The 16,759-nt window shown below is 61.6% G+C and carries 16 protein-coding genes; 10 read left to right on the top strand and 6 right to left on the bottom strand.

Features of this window, described 5'->3' with window-relative positions:
• Together gluQRS and FEZ59_RS07530 are read left to right on the top strand one after the other, a co-directional pair.
• On the top strand, positions 1–897 hold the full coding sequence (gluQRS, locus tag FEZ59_RS07535; protein ID WP_172932478.1) for a tRNA glutamyl-Q(34) synthetase GluQRS: 897 nt from the start codon (positions 1–3) through the stop codon (positions 895–897).
• 255 nt (positions 898–1,152) lie between these two features.
• Entirely contained in the window at positions 1,153–1,893 is a 741-nt protein-coding gene (locus tag FEZ59_RS07530; protein WP_134998558.1) for an EAL domain-containing protein, read from the top strand.
• 30 nt (positions 1,894–1,923) lie between these two features.
• On the opposite strand, the gene FEZ59_RS07525 is transcribed toward FEZ59_RS07530, so the two are convergent.
• Positions 1,924–2,577 carry a DUF4190 domain-containing protein gene (locus FEZ59_RS07525; RefSeq protein ID WP_020968190.1) on the bottom strand — a complete coding sequence of 218 codons (654 nt, stop codon included), beginning with the start codon at positions 2,575–2,577 and terminating at the stop codon, positions 1,924–1,926.
• A gap of 418 nt (positions 2,578–2,995) precedes the next feature.
• On the opposite strand from FEZ59_RS07525, the gene FEZ59_RS29995 reads away from it, so the two are divergent.
• The 3 genes from FEZ59_RS29995 (at position 2,996) to FEZ59_RS07510 (ending at position 5,228) form a co-directional block, all read left to right on the top strand.
• A complete protein-coding gene (locus tag FEZ59_RS29995; protein ID WP_228117866.1) occupies positions 2,996–3,421 on the top strand; it encodes an RDD family protein in 426 nt (141 codons plus the stop codon).
• 10 nt (positions 3,422–3,431) lie between these two features.
• The gene (locus tag FEZ59_RS29990; protein ID WP_229757068.1) at positions 3,432–4,376 is read left to right on the top strand and encodes a hypothetical protein; all 945 of its coding nucleotides are present in this window, start codon (positions 3,432–3,434) and stop codon (positions 4,374–4,376) included.
• A 117-nt stretch (positions 4,377–4,493) separates the two neighbouring features.
• On the top strand, positions 4,494–5,228 hold the full coding sequence (locus FEZ59_RS07510) for a queuosine precursor transporter (RefSeq protein WP_019746509.1): 735 nt from the start codon (positions 4,494–4,496) through the stop codon (positions 5,226–5,228).
• On the opposite strand, the gene tgt is transcribed toward FEZ59_RS07510, so the two are convergent.
• A complete protein-coding gene (tgt, locus tag FEZ59_RS07505; RefSeq protein ID WP_134998559.1) occupies positions 5,219–6,508 on the bottom strand; it encodes a tRNA guanosine(34) transglycosylase Tgt in 1,290 nt (429 codons plus the stop codon). The genes FEZ59_RS07510 and tgt overlap by 10 nt on opposite strands.
• 191 nt (positions 6,509–6,699) lie before the next feature.
• On the opposite strand from tgt, the gene FEZ59_RS07500 reads away from it, so the two are divergent.
• From FEZ59_RS07500 to FEZ59_RS07480, 5 genes are all read left to right on the top strand, one after another.
• Positions 6,700–7,491, top strand: a complete 792-nt coding sequence (locus FEZ59_RS07500) for an enoyl-CoA hydratase-related protein (RefSeq protein WP_020723626.1) — start codon at positions 6,700–6,702, stop codon at positions 7,489–7,491.
• Positions 7,492–7,517: 26 nt separating this feature from the next.
• Complete coding sequence (locus FEZ59_RS07495; protein ID WP_007731596.1) at positions 7,518–8,489, top strand: ABC transporter substrate-binding protein; 972 nt, start codon at positions 7,518–7,520, stop codon at positions 8,487–8,489.
• Positions 8,490–8,608: 119 nt separating this feature from the next.
• Complete coding sequence (locus FEZ59_RS30400) at positions 8,609–10,945, top strand: CoA transferase (protein WP_230359430.1); 2,337 nt, start codon at positions 8,609–8,611, stop codon at positions 10,943–10,945.
• A gap of 50 nt (positions 10,946–10,995) precedes the next feature.
• The gene (locus FEZ59_RS07485; RefSeq protein WP_021332885.1) at positions 10,996–11,943 is read left to right on the top strand and encodes a zinc-binding alcohol dehydrogenase family protein; all 948 of its coding nucleotides are present in this window, start codon (positions 10,996–10,998) and stop codon (positions 11,941–11,943) included.
• 15 nt (positions 11,944–11,958) lie between these two features.
• Complete coding sequence (locus FEZ59_RS07480) at positions 11,959–13,482, top strand: AMP-binding protein (RefSeq protein ID WP_172932477.1); 1,524 nt, start codon at positions 11,959–11,961, stop codon at positions 13,480–13,482.
• Positions 13,483–13,493: 11 nt separating this feature from the next.
• Here the strand turns inward: FEZ59_RS07480 and FEZ59_RS07475 are convergent, their stop codons facing one another.
• From FEZ59_RS07475 to FEZ59_RS07460, 4 genes are all read right to left on the bottom strand, one after another.
• Positions 13,494–14,396 (bottom strand): IclR family transcriptional regulator, encoded by a 903-nt coding sequence (locus FEZ59_RS07475; RefSeq protein WP_007731601.1) that lies wholly within the window; start codon positions 14,394–14,396, stop codon positions 13,494–13,496.
• A 167-nt stretch (positions 14,397–14,563) separates the two neighbouring features.
• On the bottom strand, positions 14,564–15,388 hold the full coding sequence (locus tag FEZ59_RS07470; RefSeq protein ID WP_007731603.1) for an alpha/beta hydrolase: 825 nt from the start codon (positions 15,386–15,388) through the stop codon (positions 14,564–14,566).
• A complete protein-coding gene (locus tag FEZ59_RS07465; protein WP_007731605.1) occupies positions 15,388–15,708 on the bottom strand; it encodes a ferredoxin family protein in 321 nt (106 codons plus the stop codon). The genes FEZ59_RS07470 and FEZ59_RS07465 overlap by 1 nt, the downstream gene beginning before the upstream one ends.
• A gap of 3 nt (positions 15,709–15,711) precedes the next feature.
• Positions 15,712–16,722: an FAD-dependent oxidoreductase gene (locus FEZ59_RS07460; protein ID WP_172932476.1), complete on the bottom strand. Its 1,011-nt coding sequence runs from the start codon at positions 16,720–16,722 to the stop codon at positions 15,712–15,714.
• Between the last annotated feature and the right edge of the window lie 37 nt (positions 16,723–16,759).

The raw sequence follows: 16,759 nt of genomic DNA, 5'->3' as shown, positions 1-16,759 counted from the left end.
GTGGCAGGAGCAGGACGCTTCGCGCCGAGCCCGTCCGGCGATCTCCATCTGGGAAACCTCCGTACCGCCCTCTTGGCCTGGCTGTTCGCCCGCACCAGCGGGCGCGACTTCCTCATTCGCGTCGAGGATCTCGACCGTGTCCGACCCGGCTCGATGGAGCGACAACTCGACGATCTGCGCAGGCTCGGCCTCACATGGGACGGCCCAGTCGTCTTACAATCGCACCGTCTTCCCTTGTACCACAACGCTATCGAGCTACTACGCGAGCGCCACCTGACCTATCCCTGCTTCTGCACACGCAAGGAGATCCTGCAGGCACCGTCCGCTCCCCATGCTCCAGACGGCGCCTACCCCGGCACGTGCCGGAACCTGTCGAAGGCCGAACGCGCCGAGAAATCGGCAAGCGGCCGATCCCCCGCGCTGAGGCTACGGGCCGACATCGATTCGTTCACCGTGCACGACGAACTGTTCGGCGAGGTGACGGGGCAAGTCGACGACGTCGTCCTGCTCCGCGGAGACGGCGTACCCGCCTACAACCTCGCCGTTGTCGTCGACGACGGTGCGCAGAACATCGATCAAGTGGTCCGCGGCGACGACCTCCTGACCTCGGCACCGCGTCAGGCGCACCTTGCTCAACTGCTCGACATCGAACCGCCGTCGTACGCCCACGTTCCTCTCGCGTTGAACAGTGAAGGCAAACGACTCGCGAAGCGCGACGGCGCAGTGACTCTGGCCGATCAACTCGAGGCCGGACGCAGTGCCGAACAGGTCCTGACAATGATCGCGTCGAGCATCGGTCTCGCTGAACCCGGCGAAGTTGTCACACCGCCCCAATTGGCGGATCGATTCGACTCTCGCAAGATCCCCCGAACCCCGTGGATTTTCCCGGCGAAGTAAGTGAAGTTTCAATCGACACCTCGTCGGGACAAAAGCTCGATTGTCCGATATGACAAAGCCGTCCGCAATAGCTATTCGTTGGCAATTCTAGATTAGTGAAGTACGGTCAAGACTGGCGAAGGAAATTCAGGGCGAGTAGTCCCTGCAAAACTACGCCCGGGATCTGAACCTGGGATCCGACCGCAGTACCCACTTGCAGCATCCACGCTGACACGCACGTGCGGCACGGGCGACTCAGGACGAAAAGGAATACGCATGGTCCGCGAGCTTCGCGAGGCACTCGACGACCATCAATTCGAGGTGTTGTATCAACCCCAGGTCAATCTGAACTCGTCAGCAATTATCAGCTATGAAGCACTTCTGCGGTGGCGCCATCCGCTTCGAGGGTTGATCGAACCCCAAGATTTCATGCGCTCCGCCGAATCCTCTGGGCTCATCATTCCCATCGGGCTGCAGGCTCTGGACATGATCTGTGCCCAAACAGCGTCGTGGCCTGAGCACATGATGGTCGCGGTCAACTTTTCACCTCGCCAACTCGCTACCCCGCACGCCGCTCACGAGATCCTCGGAGCGCTGGACAGTTCAGAAACCCCACTGAGCAGAATCATCGTGGAAGTCACCGAACTCGGCGTCGTGGGTCGGCATGCCGCCGAGACCCTTCACGTCTTGCATAACGAGGGAATTCGAATCGCGCTGGATGATTTCGGGGCGGGCTTCGCGTCTTTCTCCGCGTTGTCGGAATTGCCGCTCGACATTCTCAAGATCGACCAATCCTTGACCTGGGCCGTCAGCGCAGCGGGTCGTGCTGGAGACCGCGCCTTCATGGTCATGGAGTCAATCGCCGACATCGCTCGGAAACTCGGGCTTGATTCGATCGCCGAGGGCGTCGAAACCGCGGAACACGCAGCCAACGTCTTGCGAGCCGGCTGCGACATGGGCCAGGGCTATTACTTCGGGAAGCCGCTTCCTGCGTCGTCCATAGTCACTCCCGTGTGAGCGCCAGCCACTTCAGTACGACGCCAAACTTCAGTACGACGACGATGCGCTCGCTATGAGTGCGACCACGAGAATCACGGCAAAAATGGCCAAGAAGGTTGCTCCGACCGCAATTCCGGCTATCGCAAGCCCGCGTCCCTCTTGACCTGTCTGCTTGATCTGATTGAGCGCGACGATTCCCAAAATGATTCCGATGATTCCGCCGAGACTGTAGAAACAACCGCCTGCAAGCGATACCACCAACGACGCAATTGCGAGACCATTGGTGCCGACTGGCTGCATCGGCGGGATGTATCCACCAGCGAATTGGTTCGGTTGACCGTACGCATTCGGCGGTTGACCGTATTGGGGCTGTCCGTATTGAGCTTGTCCGTATTGTCCGGGTTGCTGATATTGATTCGGCTGATATTGATTCGGCGGTCCGAAATTCTGCGGCGGCAGGTATGGATTGGGTTCACCAATTCCACCCGGCTGAGGCGTATTACCGGTTGGGTTGTACGACGGCGGCGGATAACCCGGGTACTGCTCGTTGGGAGTGGTATATCCGGGAACTTCAGGTGAAGACTGCGTTTCGGACGGGGACACGCCGTACCCCTCGGGCGGCAGGCTCGGAAATTCTCCGTATCCAGGTTTTGCCTGGTAATCGCTCGAAGAATCGTCGTTGTTGCCCCCAGAACTCGTCATACAACGCAGCCTAAACCACAGGTGACCTCCGAATCCAAGTGAGCAGATGTCATCCACATCGCTCTTTGATCCCAGTAGGGTCATATCCACTGTCACACTCGAGCGCGATATTTACGACTGAGGGGAACACATGACAACCGGCGGGTACGACCCCAACCAGAATCCAGAAGGAGGGAAGCAATTCCCACCCCAGGATCCATATGGCCAGCAGGGAACACCTCCTCCCGGAAGTTACCCACCTCCCGCAGGCCCCCCGCAGGGCGGTAGCTACCCGCCTCCTCCACAGGGCGGGAACTTCCCGCCCCCTCAGGGTGGCAACTACCCGCCGCCCGGTGGATACCCGCCGCCTCCGCAGGGCGGCAACTTCCCGCCGCCTCCGCAGTTCAACGACCAAGGTGCGTACGGCGGAGGAAATCGACTGCCCTCTGGCGCCGAAGCCGGTGGACTGGGTATTCGATTCGGCGCTCGCCTTATCGACTACATCATTCTCGGCCTAGTGGTCGGGCTCCTGATCATCTTCGTCGACTCGGGATACTGGATAACAGGCCTGTTGACTGCCCTTCTGACATTCGCATATTTCGTTGGGTTCGAGGTCACACAAGGTTGGACCCCAGGCAAGAAGCTCCTTGGGCTGTCGGTGAAGGCCCCGGGAGGCGCGGGCCTTCCCACTCCGCAGCAGTCCGCAATTCGCAACGCATTCAACCTCTTGTCGATCATTCCGATCATCGGAGGACTTCTCTCGCTCGTTGCGTACATCGTCATCGCGGTCACGATCAACAACAGCCCCACCAAGCAGGGCAAGCATGACGAGCTCGCTGGTGGGACTCAGGTAGTCAAGGGTTAGGTAGACATATATGACAACCGGTGGGCAAGACCCCAACCAGAACCCAGAAGACGGGAAGCAATTCCCACCCCAGGATCCGTACGGCCAGCAGGGAACACCCCCTCCGGGGAGTTATCCTCCACCGGCCGGTCCTCCGCAGGGTGGAAGTTATCCCCCGCCCGGCGGCTACCCGCCGCCCCCACAGGGCAACTTCCCTCCACCCCCGCAGGGTGGAAGCTATCCCCCTCCCGGCGGAAACTACCCGCCTCCCGGTGGGTACCCGCCTCCTCCCGGTGGTGGCAACTTCCCGCCTCCGCCCCCGAATGACTACGGCGCAGGCTTCGGCGCCCCCCAGCTTTCTGTGGGTGCGGCAATTTCCTACGGCTGGAACAAGTTCAAGGACAACGCACTGGTCTGGATCGGGATCTCGATCATCGCTTTTCTGATCGCCGGACTCATCCAGGGTGCTTTCAACGGCTTCGACTACACCAATACCGAATTCAGCGCGCTGTCGATCGTGGGTGGATTGGTCACCGCAATCGTCGGCTACATCATCCAAGCCGCATTCCTTCGTGGAGCGTTGAGCGAATTGGACGGAATCAAGCCGGCTTTCGGCACCTTCTTCCAATTCACGAACATCGGTGCAGTTGTTCTCGGCGGTTTCCTTGTCGCCGTCGCCACCTATGTCGGTTTGGTTCTGTGCATCATTCCCGGCATCATCGCGGCGTTCCTGCTCTACTACACGCTGACCTTCATCGTGGACAAGAATCAGGATGCGATTTCGGGCATCAAATCGAGCTACGCGTTGACCTCGTCGAACGTCGGAACGTTGATCCTGCTGGCGCTCGCTCTGATCGGTATCAACATCATCGGCGCACTGCTGTGCGGAATCGGTCTTCTCGTGACGGCGCCCGTCGCGCTGATCGCCAGTACCTACGCATACCGCGTGCTGACCGGCGGCCATGTAGCTGCCTGATCAGTTCGTTTGCATCACCGAAGGCCCTGCGGTTCCACGTGGAACCGCAGGGCCTTCGGTGTGTTCTGCGCAACTGGACGGTCGCCAACTCGCATCCGAGCGCCTTGTGGTGCTTGGATGACGGACGTGACAGCTCAGGATCAGCAAGACGAATCGACCCACGAAACCAAATTTGCGCACGTCAGCCGGGGTTATTACCCGACAATCGTCGCGCTCTTCACCGCAACGCTGCTGATCTCGAACGTGGCGGCGACAAAGGGGGTCGCCTTCTTTGCGGATTCCGACTTCTCGCTCGGTCCCTTGCAGATTCTGCCCATCATCACCGATGGTGGATTCTTCTTGTTCCCGCTTGCCTACGTCCTCGGTGACGTACTCAGCGAGGTGTACGGCTTCAAAGCGACCCGACGCGCGATCTACCTGGGCTTCGGCGCACTGATTCTTGCCGCCGCGTGCTTCTGGATCGCTGTGCAACTCCCGTCGGCAGAGTTCTACGAGAACCAGGCCGCCCTCGAAACCGTGGTCGGCGTCATTCCCCGGCTGCTGGTCGCAGGATTGGCCGCCTACCTCGTCGGCCAGCTGCTGAACTCCCTGGTCCTGGTCATGATGAAAAAGCGCATGCAGGAGAAGCACCTGTGGGCGCGGCTGATCGGCTCGACCGTCGTCGGCGAATTCGCCGACACCCTCATCTTCTGTTCCATCGCAGCCGGTGTCATCGGCATCAGTACGTGGGAAGACTTCATCAACTACGTGCTGGTCGGCTTCCTGTGGAAGACGCTTGTCGAGGTTCTGGTCATGCCGATCACCTACCGCGTCATCGCCTACGTGAAGAAGCGCGAACCGACCTACGTCTGAGGTGCAGGCGTCTTCGCCGCATAGAACTTTCCGAGCATGTCCGCTTTGAAGTCGTGGAAGTATCCGCCTTCGATGCTGGCTCGGATGTCGTCGACCAACTTCACGGTGAATCGCTCGTTGTGGATCGTGCACAGCGTCGACGCGAGCATTTCCTTCGCCTTGAACAGGTGATGGATATACGCGCGGGTGTAATTGGCGCACGTGTAGCAGTCGCACTCGTCGTCGATAGGCGTGAAGTCACGACGGAATCGGCTGGTGTTGATGTTGAACCGGCCGGAGCGGACGTAGATCGCGGCATTGCGAGCAACACGCGACGGATTGACGCAGTCGAAAGTGTCCGCGCCGTTCTCGATTGCTACGAAGAAGTCGTCCGGTTCACTGATGCCGAGCATATGACGCGGCTTGTTCTCGGGTAGTTCCTCGTTACACCAACGCACAATTGTGCCGAGGTTCTGCTTCTCGAGGGCGCCGCCGATGCCATAGCCGTCGAAGCCGTATCCGTTCTCGCCTTCGATCGACTCGAGTCCGCGGCAGGCTTGACGACGTAGATCTTCGTATTGCGCGCCTTGAATCACGCCGAAGAGAGCCTGATAGGGCTTGTCAGCGCGTTCAGCGGTGAGCTTCTCGTGCTCGTTGATGCAGCGGATCGCCCAGGCCTGCGTACGCTCGACCGATCGCTCCTGATAGCCGCGGGTGTTGAGCAACGTGGTGAGCTCGTCGAACGCGAACATGATGTCGGCACCCAGCTGATGCTGAATCTGCATCGACACCTCGGGGGTGAAGCGATGCTTACTGCCGTCGAGGTGCGATTTGAACGTCACGCCCTCGTCGTCGACTGTCGCGAGACGCTCCTTGCCCTTCGCGATGACGTCGTCGGACTGCACACCGACGGCCTCCATCGCGAGCACCTTCTTGAACCCGACACCAAGCGACATGACCTGGAAGCCGCCGCTGTCGGTGAAGGTGGGCCCGTCCCAGTTCATGAACTTGCCCAGCCCGCCGGCCTCGTCGACGATGTCGGGTCCCGGCTGCAAGTACAGGTGGTACGCATTGGCGAGCAACGACTGCGCACCGAGTTCCTTCATGGACTCGGGCAGCACGGCCTTGACCGTGGCCTTGGTTCCGACGGCCACGAACGACGGCGTCGCGATATCACCGTGCGGTGTGTGGATGGTGCCGGTGCGTCCGAGCCGGTCCTCGAGCCTGGTCCCAATGGTGAAAATCGACTCGGGACGCTTGTCGACGGAGGGCGCGGGCGGTGGCGGTACTGCAGAAGTCACGGGCTCAATCCTGTCACAGGAGCAAATATCGCCGTGATCACAGCGAAGAAAGTTCCTACGCGATCAGCATCCGCATTGGTCTACTGACCGAACCCGAGCGGTACCGCCGCGTGAGGGTCCCCACCATACTTCCCACTACACATCCCCCGGCTCGACCGGTTTACCCCGCCAACCCGCTGACAGGAGCTCACTTGACGAGACAGACCGGCCAGACCTACAACTTCGTCACCGTCGACGTCACAGACTCGATTGCCACCGTGACTATCGACAAACCTCCAGCCAACGCATTCAACCCCAGCATGATCGCCGAGCTTCTGGAGATACTGCCGGTACTCGCGTCGGACCAGACCGTCCGCGTCATTGTCGTGACGGGCACTGGACGGTTCTTCGTCGCCGGTGCGGACATCACCGTGATGCGCGAGCTGACGGAAGAAACTCAGCGCGCGATGCGCCCGTGGGTCGACGTACAGCGGATCCTCGAGTCGGCTCCCAAACCTGTCGTCGCGAAGATCAACGGGCACGCACTCGGCGGCGGAGCAGAACTGACGTTGGCCTGCGACTTCCGCATCATGGCGCAGTCGGCGACCATCGGCTTCCCCGAGATCGGACTTGGGCTTTTTCCGGGTGCCGGTGGCAGCCAGCGACTTCCACGCCTCATCGGCGCTCACCGAGCCAAAGTGCTCATGATCGAAGGCAAGCGCCTCAGCGCCGAGCATGCACTCGATATCGGCCTGGTCGACACCGTCGTTGCGGACGCCGACCTCGATGCGCATTGCGCTGACCTCGCACGCGAACTCGCGACGAAACCCACTGCCACCATCGGAATGATCAAACGCATTGTCGACGAGGGCATGTCGTTGCCGCTCGATCAAGCGCTGGATCTCGAATTCGAGGCAGTGCTCGACCTGATCAAGACGGACGACGCTGCTGAGGGACTTCAGTCATTCCTCGACAAGCGGTCCCCCACCTTCACGGGACGCTGACAGCTCCCATTTACCGAGAGGCCATCATGCTCAACAAATTTCAGAAGAAATGGGTGGGCGCAGTCGCTTCTCTCGCCGCCCTGACGATCGCGGTCAGCGGATGCACCCGGCCCGCTACCGACAACTCCGCGGAAAGTGGTGGCCTGGTACGGATCGCGGTGGGTGTAGACCCGTCGTACGCCCCGATTTTCCTGGCCGACCACGAGGGCATGTTCGAGGCCGCCGGCCTCGACGTCCAGGTCATCCAGACGGAAGGCGGGGCGGCGGGCGCCCAGAACGTCGTAGCCGGAACTTCGGAACTCTCCGGCAATGCCGACTCGACAGCACTGTCCGTCATGGCCGCCAATCCGAGCCTGCGGGCGCTGGGCGTATTTCAGGAATCCGACCGATACTTCCAGGTTGTACTGAGGAATGGCGTCGAGCCGAAGTCGATCAAGACCATGGGCGTCTTCCCCGGCATCGGCCTCTACTTCACGAACCAGTACCTGGCCAGTCTCGGCATCGACCCCACGACGGTCACACTCGTGAGCACAAGCCCGCCCGAACAGCCTGCTTTGCTGGCGCGCGGTGACATCGACGGCTTCCTGTCCTTCGACCCCTGGGTGACGCAGAGTGTCAATACCGGCGGGCGCGTTGTTGCCACGACCGGCGACTTCGGCGCCAAGTACGCCCAATGGATCATCGCTTCGGACAACTGGTTGTCCGCGAACGAAGAAACCGCAGGCAAGGTGTTCAAGGTGATCTCGGAAGCGTCGGCAATCGTGAACTCGGATCCGGATCGGGCTGCAACCGCAATTGCCGCGTCTATCCAGATGGACCCGGCCGAGGCCGCAGACCGGGTGACCCAAATCGATTTCGGTGGACGCGGATTCACCGAGGACGACGTGGAGCGCGCAAACGAACTTGTTGCATTCTTCCGCGAGCAGGGCAAGATCTCCGCGGACATCGATCCGTCCGCTGTCCTCCTCTCGGGATGGTTCGAGCAGAACGCCGCCTGAGCGGAGAGTGAGAACGGGTCCGGTGGGCAGACCGAAATCATGTCGCCCACCGGCCCGCAGAACTACGTTCGACACCAGTCGGTTCGGCGATATCTTTCGATTGAAACGGAGTAGTTGTGGTGCATCCCCCGGTACGGGTCGTAGAGATTTCCAGTCCGTTTGCGCGATTCGCCGGGCGCATCCTGGTCGGGCTGGGTTTCGAGGTCATTCTGGTAGAACCACCCACCGGTGACCCCAGTCGCACCGAGTCCCAGGGTGATTCGTACTTGCATTGGCATGCGGGCAAGAAGTCCGTTGTCCTCGATATCGACGACAGCAACGATCGCCTCGCTTTCGAAGCACTGCTGCGCAGTGCCGACGTCCTGCTCGACGGCAGCGCGACCGGCGCTCTACGCGACAACCGAGGATCTCTCGTTCACGTACGAGTGACACCCTTCGGCACAACCGGACCGCGAAGTGACTGGAAGGCAACAAATCTGACCGTCGCGGCACTCGGCGGGATGATGGCCCAGGTCGGCGATCCCGAGCACCCTCCACTGCTGCTCCCCGAACTCCAGGCTGAGCAGCTCGCCGGAATCAATGCCGCAATCGGCGTGCTTCTCGGACTGCGTTCGCGATCCAAGGGCCACAACCCGTTGCTGGAGATCAGCGCTCAGGAATGTGTTGCCGCCGCGCTGGAAGCGGGCACTCTTGCCTACATTCACGAGGACCGCGTACCACCGCGTCCGGGCCGGGTACATCCGCTCGTTCCGCACGGACTGTTCCAGGCCGCCGACGGTTATGTCGGTGGCGGCCTCGGCGGTAGCCCCCGCATGTGGGACGGCATGTTGGCCTGGCTGATCGACAACGATGCTCAGGACGATCTCGATCAACCGGAGTGGTCCGACGCGGTCTACCGAAAGACGCATCAGGAACACATTTTCGACGTTCTGTCCGCCTTCATCGCGAAGTGGCCGAAGGAAGAATTCGCGGTCAGCGCGCAGTCACGCAAGTTGCCGTGGGCAGCGGTCGACCGGCCCGAAGAACTGCTGCGTAACCCGCAACTCAACGACCGGGACTTCTTCACCGACGTGACCGGAGATCACGGTACCTACCGCGATCTCGGGTTCGGCTTCGCTTTCCCCGAAGGCCGGCGCATCGGAACGCTCGAGGCTGCCCGGTTGGGCCAGCATCAGGAACTCTTGAAGGCCACCTCGCCTGTGGCAGTGAACGAAACCCACGAGTTCAGCGGTGGCAGCACGCCCAGCCTCGAAGGTGTCCGCGTCCTGGATCTCACGTGGGTGTTGGCGGGCCCGTACGGCACCAGAATCCTTGCCGACCACGGTGCCGATGTCATCAAGGTCGAATCGATCGGACGCCCGGACCCGACTCGCTTTGCACCGTTCATGCATCTCTCGCGAGGACCGCACGACAATCCGAACACCAGCGGGTACTTCAACGACGTCAACCGCAACAAGCGCAGCATCACACTCGATACCCGATCCGCAGAGGGCCTTTCGGTACTGCGCGACCTGATCAGGAACTCCGACGTCGTGGTCGAGAATTTCAGCTCGTCGGTCATGGACAAGATGGGGCTCGGCTACGAACAACTCCGGGAGCTCAACCCGGACATCATCTACGTGTCGATGTCCGGGATGGGTCACACCGGTCCTCGCAAGGACTGGGTGTCGTATGCCGACATCGTTTCGGCAAGTACCGGTTTGACCGCACTGACCGGCTGGAACGCCGATGACGTTGTCGGAGTCATCTACGGCCATGGCGACATCGTCGCCGGACTGCAAGCCGGCGTCGCGATGCTGGCAGCCCTCGACTACCGCGACCGGACCGGCCGGGGACAGCACGTAGACCTGTCACAACTCGAAGCCATGGCAGCGCACATGGGTACCAGCGTTCTCCGAGCCGCCCGGTCACAGTCCCCCGATCCGATCGGCAACAGCCATCACGAACTGGCACCACACGGCGTGTACCCGTGCCTCGGCAGCGACCGGTGGTGCTCGATTGCCGTTCGCGATACCACGGAATGGAATGCATTGTGCCGCATCATCGAAGCAGAGAAATGGATCGGCAATCCTGACTTCGCGAGTGCAGAAAGCCGCCAAGCCGATCACGAACGTATCGACGACGCCATCGCCGACTGGACCAGGACTCTGTCACCCGAAACCGTCATGGAACGCTTGCAATCGGCGGGTATCGCGGCCGGCACCGTCCAGGACGGACGCGACCTGGTCGAGAGCGATCCACATCTTCGGGCACGCAGTTTCTATTCGGCACAGGAACACCCCCTCGCCGGAACATTCCTCCACGAAGGCATCCCCGTTCGCCGGAACTCCGAACCCGGCTCGATCCGACGCGCTGCGCCGGTGCTGGGCGCGGACACCGACGACGTCCTCGAGTCGGTGCTCGGATACAGCGACGAACTGATCGCCGGACTTCGCGACCAGTCGATCCTGTCCTGACCGCACTCATATTCAGTACATCCATTCACAGATCGCTCCTAGGAGACACAATGCGCGCGGCCCGACTCCATCAGTTCGGCACTTCACCGGTCATCGACGACATCGACATTCCCACACGTGAATCCGGTCAGACGCTCGTGCGCATCGACGCTGCCGCGCTCGGCCATCTCGACATCACCGTCGCGAGCGGAAACTTCGGAGTCAAGCCGAACCTGCCACATATCGGTGGAACAGACGGAGCGGCGACGGTAATCGAATCCGACACCTATGAGCCTGGCACCCGCCTTCTGGTCCGAGGCGGCGGAGTCGGCCTGTTCAAGAACGGTTGCTGGGCTGAGTATCTGGTAGCGGCAGACAAGGCGTTCACACCCTTTGATCCCGCACTGTCGCCGGCCGTCGCCGCAACCTTCTTCCTGCCCAGCACAACCGGCTATGTTGCCGTCAACGACATTGCAGCCGTCGCTCCCGGCGAACGAGTTGTTGTCGCCGGAGCATCCGGCGCTGTCGGATCGATGGCAGCACAGTTCGCTCTGCTTGCCGGAGCGTCCGAGGTAATCGGTGTTGTACCGCGCGAAGATCAGGCTGCCTTGCTTCCGGAGGGTGTGCGTCCCGTCGTCGGGCAAGGCGACGAACTTGCCGGGGTGCTGGGATCCGAGCCTTCCGTCGACGCCGTGATCGACACGCTTGGCGGCGACGGCTTGCCGCACCTTCTGGCGAGTGTTATCCCCGGTGGCCGGGCTGCCCTGATCGGATATACCTTGGGTAAGAGCCTCACCCTGGACTTGCCAAACTGGTTGCTCAGCGATGTCCGGATCCTGCCCGTCAACATGATTCGCAAGACTGCCCGGCAAGCCGAACTGGCACCTGAAATGATCCGACTGCTCATCGAAGGCAAGATTTCCGTTGCAGTGCAGGAGTTTCCGCTGGATGACATCGCAACGGCACTGCAGTTGATGGGTGAGGGCAAGGTTGCCGGCCGGGCCGTCGTCGTACCCTGAGGGATACAATTACCCATGCCCCACGACGCACATGCCAATCCGCGCTCGCTTCCGGATTTGATCCGGAGGCGAGCTTTGGAGCGTCCGGAGCACCCGGCGCTCGTCGTCGACGGGATCACGGTCACCTACCGCGAATTGCGGGATCGTGCAGCGTCGATGGGGGCGGATCTCCGTAATCACGGTGTCGGCCGTGGGGAGCGCGTGGCGGCACTGTCCGGCAACAGGATCGAACTGGCAGACCTTGTTCTCGGATGCGCGTGGATCGGTGCGGTTGTCGTCCCACTCAATACGGCCCTCCGAGCCGACAGTGTTGCCAGCGCACTCGAACAGGCTGGTGTACAACGGATCCTGGTTTCACCCGAATACTCAGGCGCTGTAGCCGGATTCGACGGCACCGTGTGGGTCATGGGTGAACAGTGCGTCCCCACTGCCGGTTCGCATCCGGGCTGTGAGCCCGAGACCCTCGATCCGCTCGACCTGGCCGCGATACTCTTCACCTCCGGCACCACCGGTCTGCCCCGAGGCGTCCGATGCCCGCACGCGCAGTTCCTGCAGTGGGGCAAAGGCGTCGGCGCCTCACTCGGGCTCACCGGGGACGATGTGCTGTACAACTGCCTGCCGCTGTTTCACACCAATGCTCTCAATGCCTTTGTTCAGTCCCTTTGGGCCGGGTCTACTTTTTTCCTGGGACAACGCTTTTCGGTCCGCAATCATTGGCGCGAAGTTCGCGAGATCGGCGCAACTGTCGACTACCTGCTGGGTGCGATGGTGGCCATGTTGATGAACGCGGACCCATCGCCGCAAGACCGACAGCACAGCGTCCACGTGGCACTTGCCCCCGCAACGCCGGCTCATCTGATCGAACCGTTTGCCCAGAGATTCGGTGTAGAACTCGTGGACGGATTCGGAAGTACCGAAACCAATCTCGTGATCGGCACACTTCCGGGAGATCGGCGGGCCGGGTACATGGGGCGGGTGATGAGTGGCTACGACGCCGCAGTCGTCAACGACGGTACTGCTGCCGCAGACGGGGAGCCCGGCGAACTGGTGGTCCGCAGCACGATCCCCGGCGCCTGTTCACTGGGCTATCTGGGCGAGGAGATTCCGGCGACGGAGAGTTGGATACAGACCGGTGACAGGGTGATTCGGGAAGCAGACGGCTGGTTCCGATTTGTCGATCGCATCAAAGACGTGATTCGGCGCCGCGGTGAAAATATTTCCGGGGCCGAAGTGGAAACCGTTCTGGCGTTGCATCCGTCAGTCGGTCAGGTTGCCGTCTTCCCGGTACCGTCGGATCTGGCCGAGGACGACGTCATGGCAACTGTAATACTGCGCCCCGGAGTATCTTTCGAACCCATTTCGATTCTGGAGTTCTCCCAGCAACAGCTGCCGTACTTTGCACTTCCCCGGTACATCGACGTCGTGAACACGTTGCCACTCACCGAAACCGGCAAGGTACAGAAAGCAGTGCTACGTGAGAGGGGCGTCGGCCCACACACCTGGGACTGCGAGAAGAGCGTGTTCCGCGCCCGGCGATAGACCGCGCCTCGCTACTTGCCGCAACCGTTGAACGAACACATCACCGGACTGCAGATCGTGCGCAGAGCCAGCGGGTCGCTCGGCGAATGTGTGCACTTCATGGCATGAAGTTTTCGGGTGATTCCGGCGCCGGCAGTGCGCAGGGCCCCGGTGATGCGGCTGACGTTGAGGCGAGCCGTCGGCGCTGTCACAGACAACGCGCCGGCCAGAGTGCGCGGGCCGCTGAACACCGGCACTGCGACGCTCATGTACCCAAGCCGTGTCTCCTCGACCTCCACCGCGAGTTGTTCCTTACGCATCCGCTCGGTTTGCTGGCGCAGCACGCTGACGGACATCGTCGTTCGACTGGTCAAGGCGGTGAAACCCTGCTCGACTACCTCGTCGAAGACCGATTGCGGGGAGAAGGCAAGGATGATCTTGCCGGTGGCGGTGCAGTACAGCGGGAGCCGACCGGCCACCCGCGACTGCTGATTGAGCCCGCGGTGTCCGATGATCTTCTCGATGTAGAGGACGTCGATGCCGTCACGAACCGCAAAGTGAACCGTCTCCTGCGTCGCCAGCAGTAGGTCCTCCATGTACGGCAGCGCCGCGTCGCGCAGAATCCGCTGACGCGGCACCAATTGGCCCAGCTCGAACAATCGCAGGCCGAGCCGGTACTTGGTACCCGCGCGCTCGAGCAATCCCCACTCGACCAGCTCGCCGGCCAACCGGTGAACCGTCGCTTTCGCGACCCCACTGCGCCGGGTGAGCTCCGTCAGAGACAGGTCACTGTGGTCGGTGTCGAAAGCGTCCAAGATCATTCGAGCCTTGCCCAGGACCGAGGACAGTTCACCTGCAGGCTGCGATGCAGCGGTCGTTTCCGACGCGATGGGTAGTACGGATCCGAACCCGACGGATTGTTGTGGAGCGGCCATGAGTGTCCTCCTGAACGATCTGTGACAGCCTGCCGAGACCGAGTGCCACAACGGCCGAGATCGGTCGGGGCCCTCGTTAGGTGCAGGTGCTTCGAGAGTGACACTATGGTGACGACACGATGAGACGCACGCCACACGGTCCGCTCAGTGAACCCGTCCCGCAGAGTTTACACGGGGCGCCTACCTGCGTAATTCTCCAGAAACATGCGGACGGCGGATGCAATCTGCGGAGCGTGCTCCTCGACGAGTGCGACGGTCCCCGATTCGACGATCTCCGTTTCCACCACTGCCGCACCCGTTAGGTGTGCACGCAACGGCGCAATGTTAGGCATCGAGAAGGGATCCTTCTGCGCGCCGATCAGCAAAACCGGCGCAGTCACCGAACCGACTCTCGCCTCCATGACGTAGCGGGCGCAGGCTTTGTGCCCCTCCGCCGGATCTACCCGGTAGGCAAGCGCGTCTCGGATGAACCTGTCGAGCAGTGCGGTGCCTGGTTCGGGGTAGTAGGGGCGACGCATCTCCCACAGCCTGGTGAGATGGCTACCGTCTGCGGCCCGGTCGACGCAGTCGATCCCACCGGGTCCCGAGTGCCCCTCGCGGTAGTTGCGGTCGGTCCACGGGCACGACGAGAGCACGGCAGCGTGCACCCTCTCGGGGCGTGATGCCGCCATCTCGAGCGCCACTGCCGCACCGGTGTGGTGACCGATGACCGTGACTCGATCGACGCCCAGGGTGTCGAGCAATTCCCACGCGCCTCGCGCATAGGTCTCGATGGTCTGCGGGCCGGGCACCGGAGCACTGTTGCCGTACCCCGGCATGTCCATCGCGACAACGCGGAAGTCGTCGGCAAGGAGTGGAATGAACTCGCGGAACTCGTCCCACGACCGGGGCGCCTGATGAAGCAGGAGAATCGCCTCACCCGAACCTTGCTGCGCGTAATGCAATTGCCCGAAAGACGAATCCACGTATCCGAGTTGCAGGCCGCCAGCCATCAGAACGCCGCAACCATCGGGGTATCGACGCCGACGATGTCGATCTTTGCCGAACCACCCGGATTTCCGACGGGCTCGCTACGGGTAGGCAAGACCTCGAGGAAGAAGCGCTTGTTGTCTTCCTTGAAATCCGGGTCTGCTTTCCGGTCGACGGTGATCGCCTCCACCGGGCAGGCCAATTCGCAAGCGCCGCAATCGATGCATTCGTTCGGGTTGATGTAGAGCTTGCGATCACCCTCGTAGATGCAATCCACGGGGCATTCTTCCATGCACGATCGGTCCGTGTAGTCGATGCATGCTTCACCGATGACAAATGCCATTGCCTAGCTCTCCTGTTCGGTGGAGTGTCCAGGGAAGATTTCTGCTTCCGGATCCAGCACTGCCGCAGCGTTGTTCACCGCAGTCGCGGCCTCGCCGAAACCGACGGCGATCAAGCGGACCTTGCCGGGATAGTCCGTGATGTCCCCGGCGGCATACACACGCGGAACATTCGTCTCCATCCGTGTGTTCACCGCGATGTGGCGATTGTCGATCTCGATTCCCCACTCCATCATCGGACCGAGGTCGGCCGTGAATCCCAATGCAGCGATGACGGATTGAGCGGGCAGCGTGGACGTGCTCTTGTCTTGTTTGTGGGTGATGTCGACCTCGCCGATCCGCCCGTTTCCACGTACCGCCGAGACATCGGCGTTGACGAGAACCTGGACACTGCTTTCCAGCACCTTGGCGACTGTGGATTTGTGCGCGCGGAAACGATCTCGCCGGTGAACCAGGGTGACGGACTTGGCAATCGGTTCCAGGTGAACGGCCCAGTCGAACGCGCTGTCGCCGCCACCGACGATGACAACGTCTTTCCCGGTGTGCGCCGACAAATCCGGGACGAAGTAACTCAGCCCCCGATCCATGAACTCCGAACCCTTCGCCAACGGACGCGGGGTGAAGGTTCCGATGCCGCCGGTGATGACAACCGCGCCGGCCACCACGACCTGGCCCGTGCTGGTGGTGATCCGCACCCGGCCGTCGTCGTCATGCGACAGCTCACGAGCCTGCATGCCCAGAAGGTACACCGGATCGAACGGGGCAGCCTGCGCCATCAAACCCTCGATCAGGTTGCGTCCCTTGACCGAAGGGAATCCTGCGATGTCGAGGATCGCCTTCTCCGGGTACATCGCACTAACCTGTCCCCCCGGTTCCGCAAGGGCATCGATCACGGCAACCGAGAGGCCGCGGAAGCCTGCGTAGTACGCGCCGTATAGCCCGGCGGGGCCGGCACCAATGATCAGAATATCGACGCCGATCTCGTTGTCGGTCGCCGTGGAAGACGTTGTGTTCACGCTCGATACGGTATTGCGCTGACGGACTCCCGCAAAT

It is taken from the genome of Rhodococcus sp. MS13 (assembly GCF_013277835.1).
GTDB lineage: Bacteria > Actinomycetota > Actinomycetes > Mycobacteriales > Mycobacteriaceae > Rhodococcus_F > Rhodococcus_F erythropolis.
The sequence above is the reverse complement of the archived record's forward strand: the minus strand, read 5'-3'. Positions and strand labels throughout refer to the sequence as shown.

Excerpts from the sequence above, each read along its gene's own strand:
- FEZ59_RS07530 (WP_134998558.1), top strand. The coding sequence starts at position 1,153 with ATGGTCCGCGAGCTTCGCGAGGCACTCGACGACCATCAATTCGAGGTG.
- FEZ59_RS07465 (WP_007731605.1), bottom strand. The coding sequence starts at position 15,708 with ATGGCATTTGTCATCGGTGAAGCATGCATCGACTACACGGACCGATCG.
- FEZ59_RS07480 (WP_172932477.1), top strand. The coding sequence starts at position 11,959 with ATGCCCCACGACGCACATGCCAATCCGCGCTCGCTTCCGGATTTGATC.
- FEZ59_RS07470 (WP_007731603.1), bottom strand. The coding sequence starts at position 15,388 with ATGGCTGGCGGCCTGCAACTCGGATACGTGGATTCGTCTTTCGGGCAA.
- FEZ59_RS07525 (WP_020968190.1), bottom strand. The coding sequence starts at position 2,577 with ATGACGAGTTCTGGGGGCAACAACGACGATTCTTCGAGCGATTACCAG.
- FEZ59_RS07485 (WP_021332885.1), top strand. The coding sequence starts at position 10,996 with ATGCGCGCGGCCCGACTCCATCAGTTCGGCACTTCACCGGTCATCGAC.
- FEZ59_RS07495 (WP_007731596.1), top strand. The coding sequence starts at position 7,518 with ATGCTCAACAAATTTCAGAAGAAATGGGTGGGCGCAGTCGCTTCTCTC.
- FEZ59_RS07475 (WP_007731601.1), bottom strand. The coding sequence starts at position 14,396 with ATGGCCGCTCCACAACAATCCGTCGGGTTCGGATCCGTACTACCCATC.
- FEZ59_RS07510 (WP_019746509.1), top strand. The coding sequence starts at position 4,494 with ATGACGGACGTGACAGCTCAGGATCAGCAAGACGAATCGACCCACGAA.
- FEZ59_RS29990 (WP_229757068.1), top strand. The coding sequence starts at position 3,432 with ATGACAACCGGTGGGCAAGACCCCAACCAGAACCCAGAAGACGGGAAG.